Origin of the sequence: Cellvibrio sp. UBA7661 (genome assembly GCA_002483365.1) — a bacterium.
Classification (GTDB): Bacteria; Pseudomonadota; Gammaproteobacteria; order Pseudomonadales; family Cellvibrionaceae; genus Cellvibrio.
Genome location: DLHT01000005.1, coordinates 113,253 through 136,197, shown reverse-complemented (window position 1 = coordinate 136,197; position 22,945 = coordinate 113,253). Strand labels below are relative to the sequence as shown.

At 51.7% G+C, this 22,945-nt stretch carries 20 protein-coding genes and 1 tRNA gene; 19 read left to right on the top strand and 2 right to left on the bottom strand.

Annotation, left to right across the window (positions count from 1 at the left end):
• Positions 1–36 precede the first annotated feature (36 nt).
• From thiL to B2739_RS03090, 5 genes are all read left to right on the top strand, one after another.
• Complete coding sequence (gene thiL, locus B2739_RS03110) at positions 37–1,002, top strand: thiamine-phosphate kinase (RefSeq protein WP_414633206.1); 966 nt, start codon at positions 37–39, stop codon at positions 1,000–1,002.
• A 28-nt stretch (positions 1,003–1,030) separates the two neighbouring features.
• Entirely contained in the window at positions 1,031–1,519 is a 489-nt protein-coding gene (locus tag B2739_RS03105) for a phosphatidylglycerophosphatase A family protein (RefSeq protein ID WP_331344416.1), read from the top strand.
• Complete coding sequence (ribA, locus tag B2739_RS03100) at positions 1,516–2,118, top strand: GTP cyclohydrolase II (protein ID WP_331344415.1); 603 nt, start codon at positions 1,516–1,518, stop codon at positions 2,116–2,118. The genes B2739_RS03105 and ribA overlap by 4 nt, the downstream gene beginning before the upstream one ends.
• Before the next feature lie 45 nt (positions 2,119–2,163).
• The gene (dapB, locus tag B2739_RS03095; protein WP_331344414.1) at positions 2,164–2,967 is read left to right on the top strand and encodes a 4-hydroxy-tetrahydrodipicolinate reductase; all 804 of its coding nucleotides are present in this window, start codon (positions 2,164–2,166) and stop codon (positions 2,965–2,967) included.
• A 94-nt stretch (positions 2,968–3,061) separates the two neighbouring features.
• Complete coding sequence (locus B2739_RS03090; RefSeq protein WP_331344413.1) at positions 3,062–3,973, top strand: DUF808 domain-containing protein; 912 nt, start codon at positions 3,062–3,064, stop codon at positions 3,971–3,973.
• Here B2739_RS03090 and B2739_RS03085 read toward each other — a convergent pair.
• Complete coding sequence (locus tag B2739_RS03085; protein WP_331344412.1) at positions 3,970–4,851, bottom strand: LysR family transcriptional regulator; 882 nt, start codon at positions 4,849–4,851, stop codon at positions 3,970–3,972. The genes B2739_RS03090 and B2739_RS03085 overlap by 4 nt on opposite strands.
• A gap of 117 nt (positions 4,852–4,968) precedes the next feature.
• Here B2739_RS03085 and B2739_RS03080 point away from each other — a divergent pair, with 117 nt between their 5' ends.
• The 8 genes from B2739_RS03080 (at position 4,969) to greA (ending at position 16,694) form a co-directional block, all read left to right on the top strand.
• Positions 4,969–6,600, top strand: coding sequence for an NADH-quinone oxidoreductase subunit L (locus tag B2739_RS03080; RefSeq protein WP_331344411.1), 1,632 nt, complete (start codon positions 4,969–4,971; stop codon positions 6,598–6,600).
• Positions 6,597–9,134: a DUF2309 domain-containing protein gene (locus tag B2739_RS03075; RefSeq protein WP_331344410.1), complete on the top strand. Its 2,538-nt coding sequence runs from the start codon at positions 6,597–6,599 to the stop codon at positions 9,132–9,134. Before B2739_RS03080 ends, B2739_RS03075 begins: the two co-directional genes overlap by 4 nt.
• Positions 9,131–10,054, top strand: a complete 924-nt coding sequence (gene cysD / locus B2739_RS03070; protein ID WP_331344409.1) for a sulfate adenylyltransferase subunit CysD — start codon at positions 9,131–9,133, stop codon at positions 10,052–10,054. Before B2739_RS03075 ends, cysD begins: the two co-directional genes overlap by 4 nt.
• Positions 10,054–10,893 carry a DUF6671 family protein gene (locus B2739_RS03065; RefSeq protein ID WP_331344408.1) on the top strand — a complete coding sequence of 280 codons (840 nt, stop codon included), beginning with the start codon at positions 10,054–10,056 and terminating at the stop codon, positions 10,891–10,893. The genes cysD and B2739_RS03065 overlap by 1 nt, the downstream gene beginning before the upstream one ends.
• 14 nt (positions 10,894–10,907) lie before the next feature.
• A complete protein-coding gene (locus tag B2739_RS03060) occupies positions 10,908–11,501 on the top strand; it encodes an L-threonylcarbamoyladenylate synthase (RefSeq protein WP_331344407.1) in 594 nt (197 codons plus the stop codon).
• Between the two features lie 319 nt (positions 11,502–11,820).
• Complete coding sequence (carA, locus tag B2739_RS03055; RefSeq protein ID WP_331344406.1) at positions 11,821–12,972, top strand: glutamine-hydrolyzing carbamoyl-phosphate synthase small subunit; 1,152 nt, start codon at positions 11,821–11,823, stop codon at positions 12,970–12,972.
• An 11-nt stretch (positions 12,973–12,983) separates the two neighbouring features.
• Complete coding sequence (gene carB / locus B2739_RS03050) at positions 12,984–16,205, top strand: carbamoyl-phosphate synthase large subunit (protein WP_331344405.1); 3,222 nt, start codon at positions 12,984–12,986, stop codon at positions 16,203–16,205.
• A gap of 9 nt (positions 16,206–16,214) precedes the next feature.
• Positions 16,215–16,694 (top strand): transcription elongation factor GreA, encoded by a 480-nt coding sequence (gene greA, locus B2739_RS03045; RefSeq protein ID WP_331344404.1) that lies wholly within the window; start codon positions 16,215–16,217, stop codon positions 16,692–16,694.
• A 67-nt stretch (positions 16,695–16,761) separates the two neighbouring features.
• Here the strand turns inward: greA and B2739_RS03040 are convergent, their stop codons facing one another.
• Positions 16,762–17,064, bottom strand: coding sequence for a YhbY family RNA-binding protein (locus B2739_RS03040; RefSeq protein WP_331344403.1), 303 nt, complete (start codon positions 17,062–17,064; stop codon positions 16,762–16,764).
• A gap of 206 nt (positions 17,065–17,270) precedes the next feature.
• Between B2739_RS03040 and ftsH the strand changes: the two genes are divergently transcribed.
• The 6 genes from ftsH to B2739_RS03010 all read left to right on the top strand — a co-directional run bounded on the left by ftsH (position 17,271) and on the right by B2739_RS03010 (position 22,940).
• Positions 17,271–19,175, top strand: a complete 1,905-nt coding sequence (gene ftsH, locus B2739_RS03035) for an ATP-dependent zinc metalloprotease FtsH (protein ID WP_331344402.1) — start codon at positions 17,271–17,273, stop codon at positions 19,173–19,175.
• A 148-nt stretch (positions 19,176–19,323) separates the two neighbouring features.
• A complete protein-coding gene (gene folP, locus B2739_RS03030) occupies positions 19,324–20,112 on the top strand; it encodes a dihydropteroate synthase (RefSeq protein WP_331344618.1) in 789 nt (262 codons plus the stop codon).
• Positions 20,113–20,147: 35 nt separating this feature from the next.
• Complete coding sequence (gene glmM, locus B2739_RS03025) at positions 20,148–21,485, top strand: phosphoglucosamine mutase (protein WP_331344401.1); 1,338 nt, start codon at positions 20,148–20,150, stop codon at positions 21,483–21,485.
• Positions 21,486–21,646: 161 nt separating this feature from the next.
• Positions 21,647–22,402 (top strand): triose-phosphate isomerase, encoded by a 756-nt coding sequence (tpiA, locus tag B2739_RS03020; protein WP_331344400.1) that lies wholly within the window; start codon positions 21,647–21,649, stop codon positions 22,400–22,402.
• A 39-nt stretch (positions 22,403–22,441) separates the two neighbouring features.
• Entirely contained in the window at positions 22,442–22,837 is a 396-nt protein-coding gene (gene secG, locus B2739_RS03015) for a preprotein translocase subunit SecG (protein WP_331344399.1), read from the top strand.
• 18 nt (positions 22,838–22,855) lie between these two features.
• Positions 22,856–22,940: transfer RNA gene (locus B2739_RS03010), tRNA-Leu, on the top strand.
• Positions 22,941–22,945: the final 5 nt, after the last annotated feature.

The following is a 22,945-nucleotide window of genomic DNA, read 5'->3' as shown; positions in this document are numbered from 1 at the left end:
CATCATCTCTATATCTACTAAACATTACTTTTGATTGTGCCCGGCGAATTCCAGCTTATCCGACAATTTTTCCAGCGCGAGCAAGCCGAGCAGCCTGCCGCAGGTGTATTGCTGGGAATTGGCGATGACTGTGCCTTGTTGCAAATTCCTGCGGGTAAGCAATTGGCAGTATCAGTGGATACTTTGGTTGCAGGCGTGCATTTTCCCGCAGATGCAGATCCGGAGTTAATTGCTGAGCGCGCACTGCGGACTAATTTAAGTGATCTTGCGGCAATGGGCGCTGAGCCACTTTGGTTTACGCTGGCGCTGACGTTACCGCACGCCAATGAAGAATGGCTGCGCAGTTTTAGCCGTGGATTATTTGCATGCGCGCGCAAATACAACATTGCGTTGGTGGGCGGCGATACAACCTCAGGTTCTCTCAGTATTACGATTCAGGTGATGGGCGCGACCACGCCGGGCGCTGCGCTGCGACGCGATGGTGCTAATGTTGGCGATTTTATTTTAGTAACCAACACTCTTGGCGATGGTGCAGCTGCATTGGCTGCAATCCAAAAGACGCACATCTTTGCCGATGAACATACGGATTATTTGTTGCAACGTTTTTATCGCCCTACACCACGTTTGGTTGAGTCAGCGTTGATTTGCACAATTGCCAGCAGCGCACTGGATATTTCCGATGGATTGGTCGCTGACTTGCAACATGTTTGCGATGCCAGTGATCTGGGTGCGGTGATTGATGTAGAAAATGTGCCTTTGTCCCCTGCATTGCAATCGCTGGATGACGTACCCAAAGCATTGGAGTGGGCACTCAGTGGCGGTGATGATTACGAGCTTTGCTTTACCGTATCACCTGAAAAAATGGCCGACATTGCCATGTTAATTGCTCAAGGCAAACTGAATGCAACTGTTATTGGTGAGATGGTCGCTGGCAACAAAGTGATTTGTGAATATGAAGGCCAGCCATTTGCAATAACCAAAACCGGCTACCAACATTTCTGATGCTGCTGCCGATGATGCGTGTTAAACAATGAAAACACCCAGCCTCAAACAAGTATTTGCCAATCCTTACCATGTGTTTGCATTTGGTTTTGGTAGCGGGCTTGCGCCTAAAGCGCCCGGCACGTTCGGTACACTCGCCGCTATTCCATTATTTATGTTGTTGCTTCAAGACCTGACATGGCCACTGTACGTGCTGTGGTTACTGGTGACTTTTGCGTTGGGCGTATTTTGGTGTGACCGTTCATCCAAAACTCTGGGGGTGCATGACCATGGCGGAATTGTATGGGATGAATTTGTCGGTTTCTGGATTACCATGTTTATGGCACCAGCAGGATGGATGTGGATCGTAATTGGTTTTGTTTTGTTTCGTGTGTTCGATATTGTAAAACCCTGGCCAATTAGTTGGCTGGACAAAAAAGTTCACGGTGGCTTTGGCATCATGATTGATGATGCGCTAGCCGGAGTTTACGCACTAATAGTGCTGCAACTGATTGCGTTTTCTGTGAGGTTCCTGTGACCGTTCGTTTTGTAGAATCTTCCAAGTTGCCTACGCCTTGGGGCATTTTTGTCATGCACGGTTTTTGCGATGCTGAAAATGAAAAAGAACATGTGGTGCTCACCATGGGCGATGTCACTGGCGATGAGCCAGTGCTGGCGCGCGTGCACTCTGAATGCTTGACCGGCGATGCGCTATTTAGTTTGCGCTGTGATTGCGGCCCGCAATTACAAGCAGCGATGCATAAAATTGCCTTAGTCGGACGCGGTGTGATTTTTTATTTGCGTCAGGAAGGGCGCGGCATTGGTCTGCTCAATAAAATCAAAGCCTATCATTTGCAAGATCAAGGCGCTGACACAGTAGAAGCCAATGAGCAATTGGGGTTTGGTGCAGACATGCGCGATTACTCCATTCTCAAACCCATGATTGAGCACCTGAAAATCAAATCGCTAAAACTGCTGACCAATAATCCGCGCAAAGTAAAAGCCCTGCAGGATATGGGCGTGAACGTTGTTGAGCGTTTGCCTCACCAAACCGGCCGCAACCCACACAACGCCAAATACCTGGAAACCAAAAAAGGTAAGCTTGGGCACTTATTTAATACAGAAGATGATGAATAATTTTTAAATCATCCTGTTCAAATCCTTTCTTGTTGAGATAAAAAAATGACACGAATCGCAATCGCCGGTGCTGCAGGCCGTATGGGTAAAGCCTTGATTGAGGCCTGCCAAAAAAATCCACAAACAACCTTGGGCGCGGCCACAGTGCGCCCGGGTAGTTCACTGCTCGGCGCTGATGCGGGTGAGTTAGGTGGTGTAGGCAAATTGGGTATCACTTTGGTCGATAACATTGCGGCAGTGATTGATCAGTTTGATGTACTGATTGATTTCAGTTCACCGCTTGCAACTCTCGATCATGTTAAAACCTGCGCGGCACACAACAAATCGATTGTGATTGGCACCACCGGTTTTAGTGCTGCAGAAAAAGCAGATTTACTCGCGTACCAAACGCAAATTCCGCTGCTGTTGTCGGCCAATTTTTCTACCGGCGTCAACCTGTGTTTTAAATTGTTGGATTTAGCCGCGCGTGTGTTGGGCGATGAATACGATGTAGAAGTTTACGAAGCGCATCATCGCCACAAAGTAGATTCACCCTCCGGCACTGCCATGCGTATGGGCGAAGTACTCGCCAATGCACTGGAGCGCGATTTGGAAAAAGTGGCAGTGTATGGCCGCGAAGGTCAAATTGGCCCACGCCCGCGCGATACCATCGGCTTTGCCACTGTGCGCGGCGGCGATGTGGTGGGCGATCACACTGTTATGTTTATGGCCGACGGAGAGCGCGTAGAAATCACCCACAAAGCCTCCAGCCGTTTAGCCTTCGCCAATGGCGCGGTGCGCGCTGCCGTGTGGCTCAAACAACAACCGCCGGGGTTGTTTGATATGCAGGATGTTTTAGGTTTGCGGTAGTTTTCGCGTAGGTTGGGCAGCCACGCCCAACAATCATGTTTGTTGATGTAAATCTGTTGGGTATTGTTGCCCAACCTACCAAACAAGGTGTGTTATGGCAGGTTCCAGTCTATTAATGTTGCTCGATGATATCGCCACTGTGTTGGATGACGTGGCGGTGATGACAAAAGTAGCCGCGAAAAAAACTGCCGGCGTATTGGGAGACGATCTCGCCCTTAATGCGCAACAGGTGCAAGGTATTCGCGCCGAACGCGAGTTGCCGGTGGTGTGGGCGGTCGCCAAAGGTTCAGCGCTCAATAAATTAATATTGGTTCCGGCTGCCTTGCTCATCAGCGCATTTATTCCATGGCTGATTACACCACTGTTAATGGTTGGTGGTGCATTTCTCTGTTACGAGGGCTTTGAAAAACTCGCGCACAAATTTCTCCATTCCAACGAAAAAGATAAACAACATCATGAGTTGATTGAGGCTGTCGCCAACCCTGCGGTGGATTTGGTTGCGTTTGAAAAAGAAAAAATCAAAGGTGCTGTGCGCACAGATTTTATTCTCTCGGCAGAAATTATTGTGATTGCATTAGGGACGGTTGCCGCTGCCACTTTCACCAAACAAGCCGCTGTTGTGGTGAGTATCGCCATTATAATGACAATCGGTGTATACGGTTTTGTTGCGTTGATTGTGAAGCTGGATGATATGGGCGCGCATCTGTGTAAAAAACAAAATGCCACTGCCCAATTTTTTGGTAACGTCTTGCTGGCTGCTGCACCAAAATTGATGCGGTTTTTATCAGTACTGGGTACTGCAGCCATGTTTATGGTGGGTGGTGGAATTGTGACGCACAACATTGTCCCCATCCATCATGTAATTGAGGCGGTTGCTCATGCCACTGAACCCCTTGGATGGCTAACGTCATCGCTGCTGAATGGAATAGCAGGCGTTGTTATTGGGGCCTGTGTTCTGCTGTGTTGGTCTCCCATCGCTCACTATTTTCAAACGAAACAGCGTTAAGTTTTAATGGCACTGTTAATCAGCTCGCTCACCAGCTGATTTTGTATTTGGCGTTTCACTGTCACCGCGTAGAAATTTTCATACACATTAGGCAGGGTCAGGTAGTTCACCAGCCGGCCCTGCTGCAATTCATCTTTCACCACTACCTTGGGCATTACCGCGAGCGCGCCGGTGTCGCGCGCCAAGAGGCGTAGCATGGCCATGTCATCGGCTTCGGCGACTATGCGCGGTTTGAATTGATGTTGCGCGCAGAAGCTGTCGAACGCTGAGCGAACCGGGCTTTCGCTGACGGGCGCGACCCATTCGTGATCCTTGTAGCGACTGGAAAAGGCTTTACCGAGCGGCAGGTCGGGCGGGCCGACAATCGCCACGGGTTGGCGTGCAAGTAGTTGGCACTGCCAGAGTTCTTTGTTGGTGCCCAGCACCTGAATGTTGGTGAGCGCCAAATCAAATTCATGATTGGCGACGGCGTTGAGCAAATTCACCTGGCCGCGCGCGTGCAACATATACTTGGTATTGGGGCGACGAATCAGCGGTTCGATAAAACTCTCCACAAAATTCCGCGACATAGTGGTGAGTACACCAATGCGCACTGTGAGCAATTCCGGCTGAATGCCCCGGCTCAGTAGCGACTCCAATTCCTCACCGCGTTTAAAAATTTCCTCCGCATACACCAGCGCACTTTGTCCGCTCTCGGTCAGCCGCAATTGTCGGCCTTCGCGCACAAACAATTCCACGCCCATAGTGGCTTCCAACTGGCGAATCTGCGCCGAGAGTGCCGACTGGGAAATATGCAGCGTCTCGGCGGTTTTGGTCAGGTTGCCCTGTTTGGCCACGCGCCAGAAATAGTAGAGGTGATGGTAATTGAGTTTGCTCATAGCAATGCCTGTGACGTTATTGTTCTTTAAAAGTGAACGATACGTTGATAATTATGTATTTTACCGATGGTTTCAGCTAGCCCAAAATAACCCCCGATAGATCACTCGTGGGGGTAAATGATGACAATCAACGAATTAGTTCCTTGGAATTTTGCGCTCTGGGCGCTGTTGTTAATACCGCTGCTCATTAGCGCAATGGCGGCGCGCAACTGGGGGTGGGCGCTGGCACAAGGCGCGGCGGGTTTTAACCTGCTGCTCGCGGCGGGGCTCTGGTTGCTGGCGCTGGAGCAGCCACTGCAAAGCGGTGTGCTGCGCTTGGGCGTGCTGCAGGCGACGCTGTTAGTACTGGTGAACTTTTTAGGCTGGATTATCTATCGCTATGCCGCCACTAACTTTCAAGGCGATAGCGACGGCGCGCGTTTTCTGCGCTGGCTTACCCTGACGCTGCTCGCAGTGCAAACCCTGCTGCTGGTGGATCACCTGGTGCTGTTTTGGGCTGCTTGGGTGGGTGTCAGCCTGAGTTTGAATCAGCTGCTGCTGTTTTATCCGAATCGCCCTCGCGCCCTCTTGGCTGCGCACAAAAAATTCCTTATCGCGCGAGCCTCCGAGCTGCTGCTGGCACTCGCGATTGGTTTGCTTTACAGCCAATTCAATAGCTTCTCCTTGTCACAGATTATGGCGCAAATCGCCCAGCTTCAGGCCGATCAACTGAGCTGGCCGCTGATTCTGGCGGCGCTCTGTGTGGCGCAGGTGGCGCTGCTCAAATGCGCCCAGTTGCCGCTGCAGGGTTGGCTGATTCAGGTGGTGGAATCGCCCACGCCAGTCTCCGCCTTGCTCCACGCCGGGGTGATTAATTTGGGTGGTGTGCTCTTGCTGTTGTTTGCGCCCTTGCTCAGCCAAGTGGTGGTCGCCCAGTGGTTGTTGCTGCTGGTGGCGGGGCCATCGGCGGTGCTCGCGGCGCTGATTATGACTACTCGTATCAGCATCAAGGTGCGCTTGGCGTGGTCCACCTGCGCACAAATGGGGTTGATGTTGGTGGAGTGCGCGCTCGGCTTGTACGAACTCGCGCTGCTACACCTGATCGCCCACTCCTGCTACAAGGCGCGCGCGTTTTTGGCCGCTGGCAACGCGGTCAATGAGCAGCTGGAACAGTCAGTGGGCGATGCCTTGGGCAGTGCGCGCCTGCCAAGTTTGAGCCAATGGCTGGGGGCGACGCTGCTGGTGGTGCCACTGGTAGCCGGGCTGGTTTGGTTGGCGCACAGCTACCTGTTTGCGGCTGCCGACAGTAACGCGATTAGTGGCTCGAACGCGATCAGCGGTTCGCTAGTGCCTTGGGTGATTTTGTCTGTCGCGCTTATCACCCTGGTTGCCCAAGGGCTGGCGCAACAGGCGGCGCTTTCCCGTCACTGGTGGCGCCCGATGCTGGCTGGCTTGCTGCTGGCGGCGGCCTTGGTTGCGCTTTACCTCGCCTTCAAAACCGGTTTGGCGCAGGCGCTGGAGCTTGCCCCCAGAGCGGCCAATCTCTGGGCTGACCTGTGGGTCTGCAGCCTGTTGCTGGTGCTTATGCTGGCGAGTTACAGCCTGCAGCGCTGGCCGCTCAATACCCAGGTGCGCCGCCTGTGGATCGCCTTAAACGCCGGTCTGTATCTGGACGAATGGATGACCCGCTTCACCCTGCGCTGGTGGCCAGTGACCCTGACCCCCGGTGCCACCCAACCCTCTTTTCTTGATGCCGAGGTGAAATCATGAGTGCGCTTGCTAATCGTTTGCCGAACACCGCCTTAGCGCTGGATGCCTTTGCCTTGCGCGCTGCCCAAGCGGCCAGCGCGCGTATCGCGCCAATCTGGCCGCTGGATAAAACCGTCGCCGTAAACCCTTGGTGGCACTGGCGTGACACGCCCATGAGCCAGGTGGCAGCGCGTTTGGCCAGCCTGCGCGCTGTGCGCCTGCTCATGCCCAAAGCCTATTACCGTCGCCACTTCCCTGAACCTATCAGCACCGAGCAGTTGATACTGGCGGCGCGTGAGTTGGGCGTAGCGGCATCGCCCCAAGCCTTGGTGGATTACCTGAACGAGCCGGAGCATTTGCCCCAGTGGAAAAACCTGAGCGATTGGCTGGATGAGCAGCCCGCCCAAGCCACCAAAATGCCCTGGCGCGACGAGATCACCCAGCAGATCAGCCAATCCTGCGGCCTGTTCTACAGCTACCCCGAGCGTCACCCCAAACCCTTGGACGCACCCGGCAGTTTTTACAGCTTTTGGCGCGAGATCATCCAGCAAGACGCGGGCTTGGCGATTTTGATGGAAGCGCCCGAACTGCATGGCTTTTTCCTCAGTCTGCCAGAAAACCCGGCGGCGGTTATCAGCCATATGTACAGCGAGCTACAACAGCAAGGCGTGATTGATGAGGCGGGCTTTGAAAATTATTGTTTGGCGCTGCTGCTCGACATTAATGGTTGGGCGGCGGTGTTTGCCCGCAACGCCCAGCAGGGAGCGACTGACGCCCAAGGTTTGAATTGCTTGGGCGATTTGCTTGCGGTGCGGCTTGCTTGGGAGTGGGCGCTCTGGTGGTGGCTGGCGCAGCCTGCGCAGCAAAACATCGCGGTGCGTGCGCAGTTTATCGAGCAATTCCAGCAAGCCATGTTGCGCGAGGCTGTGTGTCACCAGCGTCAGCAGTACCTTTGGGTATGGCAGCGCGCGCTGGAGCTGAGCCAGCAGACGCATTTTGCCCAGCAGCTCACCCGCGTTGAACCGCTCACACCTGCCATGGCGCAGGCCAGCGCCAACCTTGCGCCGGCGCTGCAGGCGGTATTTTGTATTGATGTGCGCTCCGAGCCTATGCGCCGCGCGCTGGAATCGGTCTCGCCAGATATCCAAACCCTCGGCTTTGCCGGCTTTTTTGGTCTGCCGATTGCATATCAACCTATGGCGACGCCTCTGCAGCGGCCGCAGTTGCCGGCGCTCTTGCAGCCCGCCCTCAGTGCGCGCCCGGTGTTGCAAGCCGGTGGCCAGCAGCGCCAGCTCAAACCGCTGCTGAGCAAGCGCGCCAAAGCCAATACCGGCGCACAGGCTGCTGCCAGTTTCGGCTGGGTGGAGGCCAAGGGCATAGTGGATGGCCTGCGCCTGCTCGCCCAGAGTTTTGGCTACCAGCACGATGCCAACCCGCTCAACCAGTTTGCCAATATCAGCGGCTGGGAATTGCAGCGCGATGGCGAACCACTGTCGCCCGAAGAGATCGCCAATCTGCTTGCCGGTGTGCTGCGCCATATGGGGCTGACCCAAGGCTTTGCCCCGCGGGTGTTACTGGTCGCCCACGGTAGTTGCACCGCCAACAACCCGCTCGCTGCTGGCTTGGACTGCGGTGCTTGCGGCGGGCAGTCGGGCGAGGTGAATGTGCGCGTGCTGGCCTATTTCCTCAACCTCTTGCCGGTGCGCGAGGCGCTGGCGGCGCAGGCTATTCACATCCCTGCGACGACCCGTTTTGTCCCCTGTTTGCACAACACCACCAGCGATGACATTGAGTGGTTTGCCGCACCCGATGAGCCCACCCAAGCTGCCGAAGAAACCTGGCAGCGCTGGCTGCAGGCGGCCAGTGAGCGGGCGCGGGCGCAGCGTGCCGGTGCCATGGCGATTAGCGCCACAACACCCGATGCGCGCGCGCGCGCCTTTGCCGAGCGCACCCGCGACTGGGCGCAGCTGCGCCCTGAGTGGGGCTTGGCCAATAACGCCGCCTTTATTGTCGCGCCCCGGGCGGCGACCCGCGGTCTGAATCTGGGCGGCCGCGCCTTTTTGCACGACTATCACTGGCAGGCGGATAAGGATTTTGCGACGCTCGAATTAATCATCACCGCGCCCATGGTGGTCACCCAGTGGATCAACCTGCAGTACTACGCCTCCATGACCGACAACCTGCATTACGGCAGCGGCAACAAGCTGCTGCACAATGTGGTGGGTGGCAATTTGGGGGTATTTGAGGGCAACGGCGGCGATCTGCGCATCGGCCTGCCGCTGCAATCCCTGCACGATGGCAAAGACTGGCGCCATCAACCGGTGCGCTTGAATGTCTATTTGGCTGCACCCCGGCAGGCGATTGCGGCGATTATCCAGCGCCACCCGGATATTGCCGCGCTCATCAACAACGAATGGCTCTATGTGTTCCAGTGGGATAGGGAGGAGCGCAGCATCAGCCGCTATTACCGTGGGCAATGGCACGCGTTGCCCAGACATGAGTATCCAGCGCCGACACTGACATCAACGCCGACTTCAGTGCGGGGCAGCTTATGAGCAGATTGATGACTCATCTTCAGACTCTTGAAGCTGAAGCGATTGCTATCTTGCGCGAAGTGGCTGCGAGCTTTGAAAACCCATGCATGTTCTACTCCATCGGCAAGGATTCCACGGTGATGTTGCACTTGGCGCGCAAGGCATTCTGGCCTGCGCCAGTGCCTTTCACCTTGCTGCATATCGACACCACTTGGGAATTCGCCGAGATGGCACGGTTCCGCGACCGCTTGGCCGAACGCCTGAACCTGAAGCTTAAGGTACATATCAACGAAGAGGCGCTGGCACAGGGGGTTCATCCCATCTTGTCCGGCTCGGTAAAGTACAACGACCAAATGAAAACCCAGGCGCTCAAACAGGCGCTGCGCCAGTACAAGTTCGATGCGGCGCTGGGTGGCGCGCGCCGCGACGAGGAGAAATCCCGCGCCAAAGAGCGTGTCTTCTCGGTGCGTGATGCCCATCAGGGGTGGGACCCAAAAAACCAGCGCCCCGAGCTGTGGGATTTGTATAACACCCGCTTAAACCCCGGTGAGAGCGTGCGCGTGTTTCCGCTCTCCAACTGGACGGAGTTGGATATTTGGCTCTATATCCTGCGCGAGAATATCGACCTGGTGTCGCTCTATTTTGCCGCGCCGCGCCAGAGCTGGATCAGCGAGGAGTCGGGGCAGGTGTTTATTCTGGATGACGAGCGCATGCTGCCGTTTCTGACACCCGCCGAGCGCGACTCCATCGCGGTGCGGCAAGTGCGCTGTCGCACTTTGGGTTGTTATCCGCAAACCGGTGCAGTGCTGAGTAATGCCACAGATGTGAGCGCGATTATCGAGGAATTGCTCTTGAGCAAAACCAGCGAGCGGGAAGGGCGCATGCTGGATAAAGACCAGGTAGGTTCTATGGAAAAGAAAAAGCGCGAGGGCTATTTCTGATGTCATCCAGCCCGCACATTGAGCCATTTCACGGTGCGCATTTTGGCCTGCTAAGCCTGCACGACAAGGCATCTATCATCGCCCCGTTACTGGCTGAGCGCTGGCAGGCTCGCCTGACCAATACCACGGCTTTTGATACCGATAGCCTGGGTACTTTTAGCGGTGAAGTAGAGCGCCGCCTGTCGCCCCTTGAATGTGTGCTGCGCAAGGCGCGGTTAGCGGTGGAGTTGACCGGCGCCGACTTTGGCTTGGGCAGCGAAGGCAGTTTTGGCTCGGTGTTGTGGGGGTTAAGTGTCATCAATCAGGAATTGGTGGCTTGTGTGCCTGCCAGCGGCGACTGGTTTGTTGTGGGCTGTCATGCAGAACCGGTGGCAGTCTCGGAATGCCAGTATGGCGATAGCGAAGCGGTCGCCCGGTTTTGGTCGGATTTGCCCGCAGGGCAGGGAGTCATGCTCATTGGAGAGGGGCGCATCGCCAAAGCGGTTATCTCGCGCGCCGATGCCGATGCGCAGCTTGCCCAGTGGTACGGTGAACAAATTCCGCCGCAATTACGTATAGCCTATGACTTGCGTGCGCATCAATCGCCTTTGCGCAGGCTTAACATCGCCCGTGCCACAACCAATTTGTTGGCGCGGATGGATAGCCGGTGCAGTGTTTGCGCGCTGCCGGGTTTTTGGCCTGACCAGACGGAAACCGGTTTGCCCTGTGGTGATTGTGGCTACCCAACCAATAGCGCGCGAGCGCAGGTTGCGCACTGCAGAGGCTGCGGCTATCGCTTGTCTACGCCGGTAACTGCGGTTTATGCCGATCCGGCGACTTGTCCGCTTTGTAATCCCTGATCGAGTAGCGATTCATGACGATATTGTTGAATGCCAATGTGGAAAGCGATCTAGCCCAGGCTGTTCAGTTGCTTCGCGGGGGGAAATTGGTCGCAGTGCCTACCGAGACTGTCTATGGCTTGGCGGCCGATGCGCGTCAACCTGAGGCTGTGCGCGCAATTTTCACGGCCAAGCAACGCCCCGACCATCATCCTCTTATTGTGCATCTGGGTGATGCGGCTCAGCTTGAAGATTGGGCGCTGAGTATTCCTGCATCGGCGTGGGAGTTGGCTAGGCAGTTCTGGCCGGGGCCACTGACGCTAGTGCTTGAAAAACGGCACTCAGTGCATGGGGTTATCACAGGGGGAAGGAATACCATCGCCCTGCGGATGCCTGCTCATCCCGCTTTGCTAAACCTGCTCAGGTACGGCGATCTTTGCCTTGCCGCCCCTTCGGCAAATCCCCATAAACAATTGAGTCCAACCAGTGCAGCCCAGGTTATGGAAACGATGAGTGGGAAATTGGCAGCTGTCATCAACAGAAGAGTGGTCCGATGTTGCAGACAGACTGATGCGTGCAAGCCGCACTTGATGGCAATTCTGATGGACAGGTTGGCGGGAGTCCCGTAGAATTCGCAGCCAGATTGCGCCGAGCCGAAAGGTAGGTAGCAGAAAAATACAAAATGGTTCGCACAAGAACATAAAAAAGCGAGATGAGATTTGGGTTTCATCTCGCTTTTTTACAACCAAACGTTTTGCATTCAGATTAATCTTGCCTTTATATACAACGACTTATCGCGCTGATTACCCCAAAAAGGAGCAATGCGACCGGATTGTTGAGCCCAAAGAAAGTGAATTCGAACCGGGTGTAGATATAAAGGTCTGATTGAAACAACGTTTGGCAGCTAGCCGCTTTCAAGCCAAAACCCAGCCAGCCCAGGAGGTTGTTTTGACTACTCAGGAATCCGCCCCGAAGAAGGCCATTCTGGTCCTCGCCGACGGTAGTGTGTTTCGTGGTACCGCTATAGGTGCCGAGGGTTTATCTGTTGGTGAAGTAGTGTTCAACACTGCAATCACCGGTTATCAGGAAATCCTTACCGATCCATCCTATGCCCAACAGATCGTTACCCTCACATATCCCCATATCGGCAATACCGGTACCAATCCAGAAGACGAAGAGTGCGAGCGCATTTGGGCGACTGGCTTGGTGATCCGTGATTTGCCGCTGTTGGCGAGCAACTTCCGCAATACAGAAAGCCTCTCCGATTACCTTAAAGCGCGCAATGTGATTGGTATCGCTGATATAGATACCCGTCGCCTGACCCGCTTGTTGCGCGACAAGGGTGCGCAAAACGGTTGCTTGATGGCGGGTGATGATGTGGATGAAGCCAAAGCCTTGGCCGCTGCCAAAGCCTTTGGCGGCCTGAAAGGTTTGGATCTGGCAAAAGAAGTTACGGTTAGCAAAGCCTACCAGTGGAATGAAAGCAGCTGGGCGCTGGGCGAAGGACACAAGGTTTTGGATGGCGCCAAGCCATTCAAAGTCGTGGCTTACGATTTCGGCGTTAAGCGCAACATCCTGCGTATGCTGGCAGACCGCGGTTGCGACCTGACGGTAGTTCCCGCCAAAACGACAGCGGCTGACGTGTTGGCCATGAATCCAGACGGTATCTTCCTCTCTAACGGCCCTGGCGATCCTGAGCCATGTACCTATGCCATCGAGGCGATCAAATCATTCCTTGAAACCGATATTCCGGTATTTGGTATCTGTCTCGGCCACCAACTGTTGGCGCTGGCATCCGGTGCCAAAACCATCAAGATGAAATTCGGTCACCACGGTGGTAACCATCCGGTACAAAATCTGGACACCCAGCGTGTATTGATCACCGCGCAAAACCACGGTTTTGCGGTGGAAGAGAGCAGCTTGCCTGCCAATCTGCGTCCGACCCACAAGTCGCTGTTTGATGGTTCCCTGCAAGGTATCCATCGCACCGACAAGCCTGCGTTCAGCTTCCAGGGGCACCCTGAAGCGAGCCCCGGCCCGCACGAAGCCGACACGTTGTTCGATCACTTTATTGAATTGATGCAAGCCCGCAAGTCTTAATCGGAGCCGACATGCCAAAACGTACCGACATAAACAGTATTTTGATTCTCGGCGCTGGCCCGATTGTTATCGGCCAGGCTTGTGAGTTCGACTACTCTGGCGCCCAAGCCTGTAAAGCCCTGCGTGAAGAGGGTTATCGCGTCATTCTGGTGAACTCAAACCCGGCCACCATCATGACCGACCCTGCGATGGCAGATGCAACCTACATTGAGCCAATCGAGTGGCAAACCGTTGCCAAGATCATTGAGAAAGAACGCCCCGACGTAATCCTGCCCACCATGGGCGGCCAAACCGCATTGAACTGCGCGCTGGCACTGGCCAAAAACGGTGTGCTGGAAAAGTACAATGTGGAGTTGATCGGCGCTAAAGAAGAAGCCATTAACATGGCAGAAGACCGCAACCTGTTTGATCAGGCGATGAAGCGCATTGGTCTTTCCTGCGCGCGCGCAAAAATCGTTCACAGCTTGGAAGAAGCGCGCGAAGCGCCAAAAGAATTCGGCTTCCCTTGCATTATCCGCCCATCATTTACCATGGGTGGCTCCGGTGGTGGTATCGCCTACAACTGGGACGAATTTGAAGAAATTTGTACCCGTGGTTTGGATTTGTCACCCACCAATGAATTGTTGATCGACGAATCACTGCTCGGCTGGAAAGAGTACGAGATGGAAGTGGTGCGCGATAAGAACGACAACTGCATTATCGTCTGCTCCATCGAAAACTTTGACCCGATGGGCGTTCACACCGGCGACTCAATTACCGTTGCACCTGCGCAAACCCTTACCGATAAGGAATACCAAATCATGCGTAATGCATCGATTGCGGTGTTGCGTGAGATCGGTGTGGAAACTGGCGGTTCCAACGTGCAATTTGCGGTGAACCCGGTCGATGGCCGTATGGTGGTGATCGAGATGAACCCGCGTGTATCACGTTCATCGGCACTCGCATCCAAAGCAACCGGTTTCCCTATTGCAAAAATCGCTGCGAAATTGGCGGTAGGTTATACCCTCGACGAATTGAAAAACGACATCACTGGCGGGGCAACTCCAGCATCGTTTGAACCATCAATCGATTACGTTGTTACCAAAGTTCCGCGCTTCACCTTTGAAAAATTTGGTGATGCCGATGCGCGTTTGACCACGCAAATGAAATCCGTTGGTGAAGTCATGGCAATTGGCCGTACTTTCCAGGAGTCATTGCAAAAAGCGCTGCGCGGTTTGGAAGTGGGCTCTGCCGGTTTTGAATCCAAAGTGGATGTCACTAGCGAAGAAGGTCAGGCAAAAATTCGTCGCGAATTGACTACCGCGGGTGCTGAACGTATCTGGTATCTCGGCGATGCATTCCGCATGGGCTTGAGCGTTAACGATGCATTTAATCTTTCCAAAATCGATCCATGGTTTTTGGTGCAAGTTAAAGAGTTGATTGATATCGAGCAATCACTGCGCGGCAAATCACTGACTGATTTGGATGCAGATAAATTCTTCCAACTCAAGCGTAAAGGTTTTTCTGACAAGCGTTTGGCATTGTTGCTTGGCTCTACCGAAAAAGCAGTGCGTCACTATCGCCAGGGTTTAAATATTCGCCCAGCTTACAAACGTGTTGATACCTGCGCGGCTGAATTCTCAACCTCGACTGCTTACATGTATTCGACTTACGAAGAAGAGTGTGAAGCTAACCCGAGCGACAAGAAAAAGATTCTGGTTATCGGCGGCGGTCCTAACCGTATCGGTCAAGGTATTGAATTCGATTACTGCTGTGTGCACGCTGCATTAGCCATGCGCGAAGACGGTTACGAAACCATTATGGTGAACTGTAACCCTGAAACTGTTTCTACTGATTACGACACCTCTGACCGTTTGTTCTTTGAACCAGTGACACTGGAAGACGTGTTGGAAATCGTTCACAAAGAAAAACCGGTTGGCGTAATCGTGCAATTCGGTGGACAAACTCCACTGAAATTAGCGCGCGCACTGGAAGCAGAAGGCGTACCGATTATTGGTACCAGCCCGGATGCAATCGATAAGGCAGAAGACCGCGAGCGCTTCCAGCAAATGATTAATAAACTGGATTTGCTGCAACCGCCAAACGCGATTGTACGTTCACTCGAAGAAGCATTATTGGCAGCCGACAAAGTCGGTTACCCACTCGTTGTGCGTCCATCTTATGTATTGGGCGGCCGCGCGATGGAGATTGTTTACAAAGAAGAAGAGCTGCGCACTTATATGCGTACCGCAGTGCAAGTGTCTGAAGATGCGCCTGTGTTGCTCGATCACTTCCTGAATAACGCCATCGAAGTGGATATCGATTCTGTCTCTGACGGCAAGCAAGTCGTCATTGGCGGCATCATGCAACACATTGAGCAATGTGGCGTTCACTCCGGTGACTCTGCGTGTTCACTGCCACCTTACTCCCTGCCAGCTAATGTGCAGGACGATATGCGTGAGATCGTTAAGAAAATGGCGATTGAGTTGGGCGTTATCGGTTTGATGAATACCCAGCTGGCATATCAAGACGGCAAAATTTACGTGATTGAAGTCAACCCACGTGCATCGCGCACTGTGCCGTTCGTTTCGAAATGTATTGGTGTGTCCCTTGCGAAGGTAGCGGCGCGTTGCCAAGCAGGTGTTTCGTTGGAGGAGCAGGGTTTTACCAAAGAAATTATCCCGACCTATTTCAGCGTGAAAGAAGCGGTATTCCCGTTCAACAAATTCCCGGCAGTTGACCCGATCCTCGGGCCAGAAATGAAATCGACCGGTGAAGTTATGGGTGTGGGCGACAGCTTCGGTGAGGCTTACGGCAAATCGCAATTGGGTGCCAACAATCGCATTCCATCTACGGGTACTGCGTTTCTGAGTGTCCGCGATATGGATAAAGACGGAATTGTTGGTGTTGGTAAAGATCTTGTGGAACTTGGCTTTAAACTGGTAGCAACACGTGGCACTGCCGATGTATTGCAACAGGCCGGTTTGACGGTGCAAATCGTGAATAAAGTTCAGGAAGGTCGCCCGCATATCGTGGATATGATCAAGAATGATGAGATCGATTTGATCCTGAATACCGTAGAAGGTCGCCAGGCAACACGCGACTCATCATCGATCCGTCGTAGCGCAGAAAACCATCGCGTCTATTACAACACAACCTTGGCTGCAAGCCAGGCAGTTTGCATGGCGCTGAAGCAAGGCCAGCATATTGAAGTGCGTCGCTTGCAAGACTTGCATCAGCAACTGAAAAAATAAGGATTGTCCATGAGCACTAAATTCCCAATGACTGTTCAGGGCGCCGAAAAATTAGCGCTTGAATTGGAAGACCTGAAAAAAGTCCAGCGCCCGCGCATTGTGCAAGCAATCGCCGAAGCGCGTGAGCACGGCGACCTGAAGGAAAATGCAGAGTATTCTGCTGCGCGTGAGCAACAGAGTTTTTGCGAAGGTCGTATCCAGGAAATCGAAGGCAAGCTCAGTAATGCCCAAATTATTGATGTCACTAAAATCCCGCATACAGGGAAAGTGATTTTTGGTACTACGGTGACCATTATTAATCAGGATACTGATCAATCTGTAACTTATCAGATCGTCGGTGATGATGAAGCAGATGTGAAAGCCAATAAAATTTCAGTCAACTCACCCATTGCCCGCGCCTTGATTGGTAAAGAGGAAGGCGATGTGGTTGTGGTTCGAGCTCCCGGTGGCGACGTTGATTATGAGATTGATAAGGTTGAACACCTTTAATCCAATGAGTTTTATAGACATAAAAAAACCGCCTAATGGCGGTTTTTTTATGTCTGATATACAGGTTTTAGCGATGCAAGTTAGAGAGCTTGGGGTTGGCTCTTTTATTATGGCGATAGAGTAAAACTACTTTGCCAATCTCCTGGATTAGCTCAACATTAGGCAGGGCGACGAGTTCAGCAACAACTTCTTTGCGATCTTCCCGCTCGGCAATCGCAAGCTTCACCTTGATTAATTCGTGGTCATCCAGTGCGCGATTAAGTTCGGCAAGTACTCCGTCACTTAGACCATTGCCTGCAATAGTCACGATAGGATTTAGCTTGTGGCCAATAGTACGAAATTGTTTTTTACGCTCAGGGCTAATCGGCATAAACTTACCTTAGTGGTCTGTATGGGGTTTAAGAAAAATAGGGCAGCATTCTACTCCATTCCTCCCCTGACCGTGTAACCCGAGCCTATTTTGATGGTTCGAATAAGTAATATCTTCCGGCTCAGCATCTTGTAATTTGTGTGCTATGCCCCAAAATGTCAGTAAACGTGATTTAACCTTTGTGATGTAACTGTGAGGACTCCTCCTTGAACGATATAACCAAGAATCTCGTGCTTTGGCTGATCATTGCCGTGGTCCTCTTTAGCGTATTTGATGGTTTCAATAAGCCGTCTAACAGTAATACACTCAATTACTCCGAGTTTATTTCAGCCGTTAAAGATGATCGGGTGCGCGAGGTTGTGATTACTCCCGATACCATTGAAGGTGTCCTGCAAGACAACACGAGTTTTGTCACTGTCCGCCCTTATGTGCGCGACGATAAGTTGATCGATGATTTATATAATCATGGGGTTAGTTTTGAAGGTAAAGAGCTGGAAAAACCCAGCCTTTTCAATCAATTGCTTGTCGCCAGTTTTCCAATCCTGATTATCATTGCAGTGTTTTGGTTTTTTATGCGCCAAATGCAAGGCGGAGCTGGCGGAAAAGGTGGTCCTATGAGCTTTGGTAAAAGCAAAGCGCGCTTACTGGGCGAAGATCAAATTAAAACGACATTTGCCGATGTCGCCGGTGTTGATGAAGCGAAAGAAGAGGTTCAGGAGCTTGTTCAATATCTGCGCGATCCATCCAAATTCCAACGTTTGGGTGGCCAGATACCGCGAGGTGTATTAATGGTTGGCCCACCGGGTACTGGTAAAACATTGCTTGCCAAAGCGATTGCAGGTGAAGCCAAAGTACCTTTTTTCTCGATCTCCGGTTCAGACTTCGTTGAAATGTTTGTGGGTGTTGGTGCCAGCCGTGTCCGCGACATGTTTGAACAAGCGAAGAAGCAGGCCCCTTGCATTATTTTTATCGACGAAATCGACGCAGTAGGTCGCCATCGCGGTGGTGGTCATGGTGGTGGTCACGATGAACGTGAGCAAACCCTTAATCAGCTTTTGGTAGAAATGGATGGTTTTGAAGGCAATGATGGCGTAATCATTATTGCTGCAACCAACCGTGCAGATGTGCTCGATAAAGCCTTATTGCGTCCAGGTCGTTTTGACCGTCAGGTTTACGTAGGTCTTCCTGATATCCGCGGCCGCGAGCAAATCCTCAAAGTACATATGCGCAAAGTCCCGCTGGATGAACGCATTAGTGCGTCAGTTATCGCGCGCGGTACACCGGGTTTTTCGGGAGCGGAATTGGCAAACCTGGTTAACGAAGCTGCACTGATGGCAGCGCGCGCTAACAAGCGCTTGGTCACTATGGAAGATTTCGAAAAAGCGCGTGACAAAATCATGATGGGCGCAGAGCGTCGTACCATGGTGATGAGCGAAAAAGAAAAAGAAAATACTGCATATCATGAAGCTGGCCACGCTATTGTTGGTCGTTTGGTGCCAGAGCATGATCCGGTGCATAAAGTGACTATTATTCCGCGTGGTCGTGCATTGGGGGTAACCCAGTTTTTACCAGAGGCCGATAAATACAGCTTAAGTCGTCGTGCGCTTGAGTCCAGTATTTGTACGTTATTTGGTGGCCGAATTGCAGAAGACATGACCTTGGGATCCGATGGGATTACTACAGGAGCCTCTAACGACATTGAACGTGCCACTGCCATTGCACGTAATATGGTTACCAAATGGGGATTGTCAGCAAAACTGGGTCCTCTGCATTACGGTGAGGAAGAGGGAATGTATCCAGGTATGGCGACACAACAATACTCGGATGAAACATCAAAAAATATTGATGAAGAAGTGCGTCGTATTATTAATGAGTGTTATGCCCGCGCACAGAAAATTCTGGAAGACAATCGCGATATTTTGGAAGCAATGAAAGATGCATTGATGGAGTATGAAACTATTGATGCGGAACAAGTTGATGATCTCATGGCTCGTCGTAAAGTGCGTCCTCCTCGCGAGTGGAACGACGATGATTTTAATGGTCATTTGCATGAGAAGGACGCAGGAGAATCTCCTAATGGCCCCATCGGTGGCCCAGCCAATACTCACTAAATAAATTACAGTCTCATCAAAAACCCCGGGCTTGCTCGGGGTTCTTGTTTTATTGATTACCGTTTTTGAGGTGAATAATTTGTTTGATCCCAACTCATCAACTCTTCGATGCGGCAAGCACTTGCTGGATCTTTCCCGTCCCGTCGTCATGGGTATTTTGAATACGACACCTGATTCCTTTTCAGATGGCGGCAATAGTTACATTAATAATCGCTTATCAATCGATGCGGCCTTGCGCAGGGCTGAGCAAATGTTGGCAGATGGCGCGCGTATTATTGATGTTGGAGGAGAGTCGACACGCCCTGGTGCTGCGCCAGTGTCTGAGCAAGAAGAGCTGGATAGGGTTGTTCCTGTAGTTGAAGCATTAGTGGCAAACCTTGATGCGTTAGTGTCTGTTGATACAAGTACGTCATCAGTGATTCGTGAGTCCGCAAGTAAAGGGGCAGGTTTAATTAATGATGTGAGAGCGCTGCTGAGGCCGGGGGCTATGGAAGCAGCAGCGGCAAGCCAATTGCCTGTTTGTTTGATGCATATGCAAGGGCAACCTCAAAATATGCAATTTAAGCCGGATTACGGCGATGTTGTTGACGAAGTAAAGGCATTTTTACTGGAGCGGGTTGAGGCTTGTTTTCATGCTGGAATCGCGCGCGAGCAAATTATCCTCGATCCAGGATTTGGATTTGGGAAAACTCTCGCGCATAATCTCGCGCTTTTGCAACGCCTCCCGGAATTGGGTGCACTTGGGTATCCGGTATTGGTAGGTATGTCGCGGAAGTCGATGATTGCGCAATTGTTGAATCGTCCTGTTGATGGAAGATTGCCTGGCAGTTTGGCATTGGCGATGCTGGCGGCTGAGCGAGGCGCTGCGATTATTCGCGTGCACGATGTTGCTGCTACGATTGATGTATTAAATGTTCTTGCAGCTGTGACTGAATAGTCGCGGTGTAATGGTAATTAGCGGAGTAAGGAATTATGTCTCGCAAGTATTTTGGCACAGATGGCATTCGCGGATTGGTTGGCGAATTTCCGATCACCCCTGATTTTATGCTCAAGTTGGGTTGGGCAGCTGGCTGTGTGCTCAAAGATAGGTTTGATGGTCAGAATATGATTTTAATTGGCAAGGACACGCGTATTTCAGGTTATATGTTTGAATCTGCCTTGCAGGCAGGATTGATTAATGCAGGTGTTGATGTGGGGTTACTGGGGCCAATGCCAACGCCAGGTGTTGCTTATTTATCTCGCACTTTCAAAGCTCAGGCCGGCATAGTAATCAGTGCATCGCATAACAGTTATGTCGATAACGGCATTAAATTTTTTGGCGGCAATGGAAGTAAGTTGCCAGATGAGTTGGAGAATTTGATTGAGGCGCAGCTTGAAAAGCCAATGTCCACCGCTGAAAAATTAGGAAAGGCTCGCCGTATTGCGGATGCATCTGGCCGTTACATTGAGTTTTGTAAGGGTACTATGCCTTGGGGGTTCAATCTCAAAGGCATGCACGTTGTTTTGGATTGCGCCAATGGAGCTACCTACAACATTGCCCCTGATGTATTCACTGAATTGGGGGCGCATGTAACATCCCTTTTCGTAGAGCCTAATGGTACCAATATCAATCGTAGTTGCGGCTCAACCAAACCGGAAGCCTTGCAGGAAAAGGTGATTGAGTTGGGCGCTGACCTTGGTATTGCATTTGATGGTGATGGAGACCGTGTTGTCTTTGTTGATCACAAAGGTGAATTGGTTGATGGCGATGAGCTTCTCTACATTATCGCGGCCTATCAACAGGAATATACCGGTGGTTGTGACGGCGTTGTGGGTACATTAATGAGTAATTTTGGTTTTGAGCTGGCACTTAAAAAGCTCAATGTTCCCTTCGCTCGCGCTAAAGTTGGTGATCGATATGTCATTGAAATGATGCGCAATAACGGTTGGCGCTTGGGTGGAGAAAATTCTGGTCATATAGTTTGTAGTAATGTCACAACGACAGGTGACGGCATTATTTCTGCGCTGCAGGTGCTTCTGGCGATAACGACCATCGGCGAACCTTTACATCGTATCAAAAAGGCGATGAATAAATTGCCACAGGTGATGATTAATGTACATATGGCTAAAAGGGTTGATCTGGCTACCAACGAAACTGTGCAATCTGCAGTAAAGCTGACAGAGGAAAAATTGGCAGGAACCGGGCGTGTACTGCTCAGACCGTCAGGCACTGAGCCCGTAGTCAGGGTTATGGTCGAGGGAGAAGATAAGAAGCAGGTAAAGGAATTGGCTCAGGAGCTAGCTGCAATTGTAGAGTCTGCACTTTCTTGAGAGTAAGAACCCTGCAAGTTGTAGGGTTTATGTACAATCGTTATCTGTAGTGTGTTTATGCACAATAAAAACGATAAAAATCAGAATGTAAGCGAAGATTTGGTTGTATGTTCAAATCATCTTAGCTACCATTGGCGCCCGCTTTGGGGGAGGTATTGCTGTTGAACAAAGCAAGTAACGCCAAGCGTCGCCAACTGGTGGTTGGCAACTGGAAAATGAATGGAAGTCTGCAAGAAAATGCAGAATTGTTGGTCAGAATTGTTGCTGGCTGGCGAGGTAATGCTGAAGTCGTTATCTGCCCACCTTTTCCATATTTGCAGCAGGTTTGTGGTTTACTGAAAAACACATCAATCATGCTGGGTGCTCAGACTGTAAATGAGCATGATAAAGGCGCTTTTACGGGAGAAGTATCCGCATCGATACTTGCAGATTTGAATTGCAAATTTGTAATTATTGGTCACAATGAGCGCCGCCGTATGCAGCATGAATCTGATGAGCAAATAGCTCAAAAATTTGTAGCTGTACAAAAAGCAGGATTAATACCGATACTATGTGTTGGTGAGTCTTTGCAGGATCGAGAGCAAGGGCGACATTTAGAAACCATCAACAGGCAGTTAAATGCAGTATTTGCCCATACCGGCAAAGAGGTTTTTGAAAATGCGGTACTTGCTTATGAGCCTGTATGGGCTGTAGGCACAGGTAAGACTGCAACACCAGAACAGGCAGAAGAAGTGCATTGTTTTATGCGCGCCCAGTTAGGCCAACTAGCTGAAAAAATCAGAATTCTATACGGTGGTAGTGTTAAAGCGCACAACGCACAACAGTTGTTTGCATTGCCTGATATAGATGGTGCCTTACTTGGTGGTGCATCTTTGAATGCCGAAGAATTTTTAGCAATATGTAGAGCGGCAGACTGATTCCGTTCTACTAACACTAAGCGCTCAAGAGAGCTTTGTATGGAAAAATTTGTACTTATTATCCACTCACTCGCTGCTTTGGTCATCATTGGATTGATCTTGTTGCAGCAAGGTAAGGGTGCAGCGGCTGGTGCCTCTTTCGGTGCTGGCGCATCACAAACAGTATTTGGCAGTGAAGGCAGCGGTAACTTTTTTACCCGTGCAACATGGATAATTGCAACGCTGTTTTTTTGCACTAGTTTTGGTTTGGCAATAATTGCCAAAAATCATTCTAAAGTGGCAACCCAAGGTGTTGTTATTCCTGCATCACAACAAGTGCCGGCAGCATCGGATATTCCTACATCTGATGTTCCAGTAGATGTTCCTGCAGCAGCCTCGGATGTTCCTGCGGTGCAAAATGAGACTGCACCAGTAGAAGTTGAAGAAAAGAAATAATTGCTTTCAGAGTTTTATGCCCCGGTGGTGGAATTGGTAGACACGCTATGTTGAGGTCGTAGTGGCGAATGCTGTGCCGGTTCGAGTCCGGCCCAGGGCACCAAAATG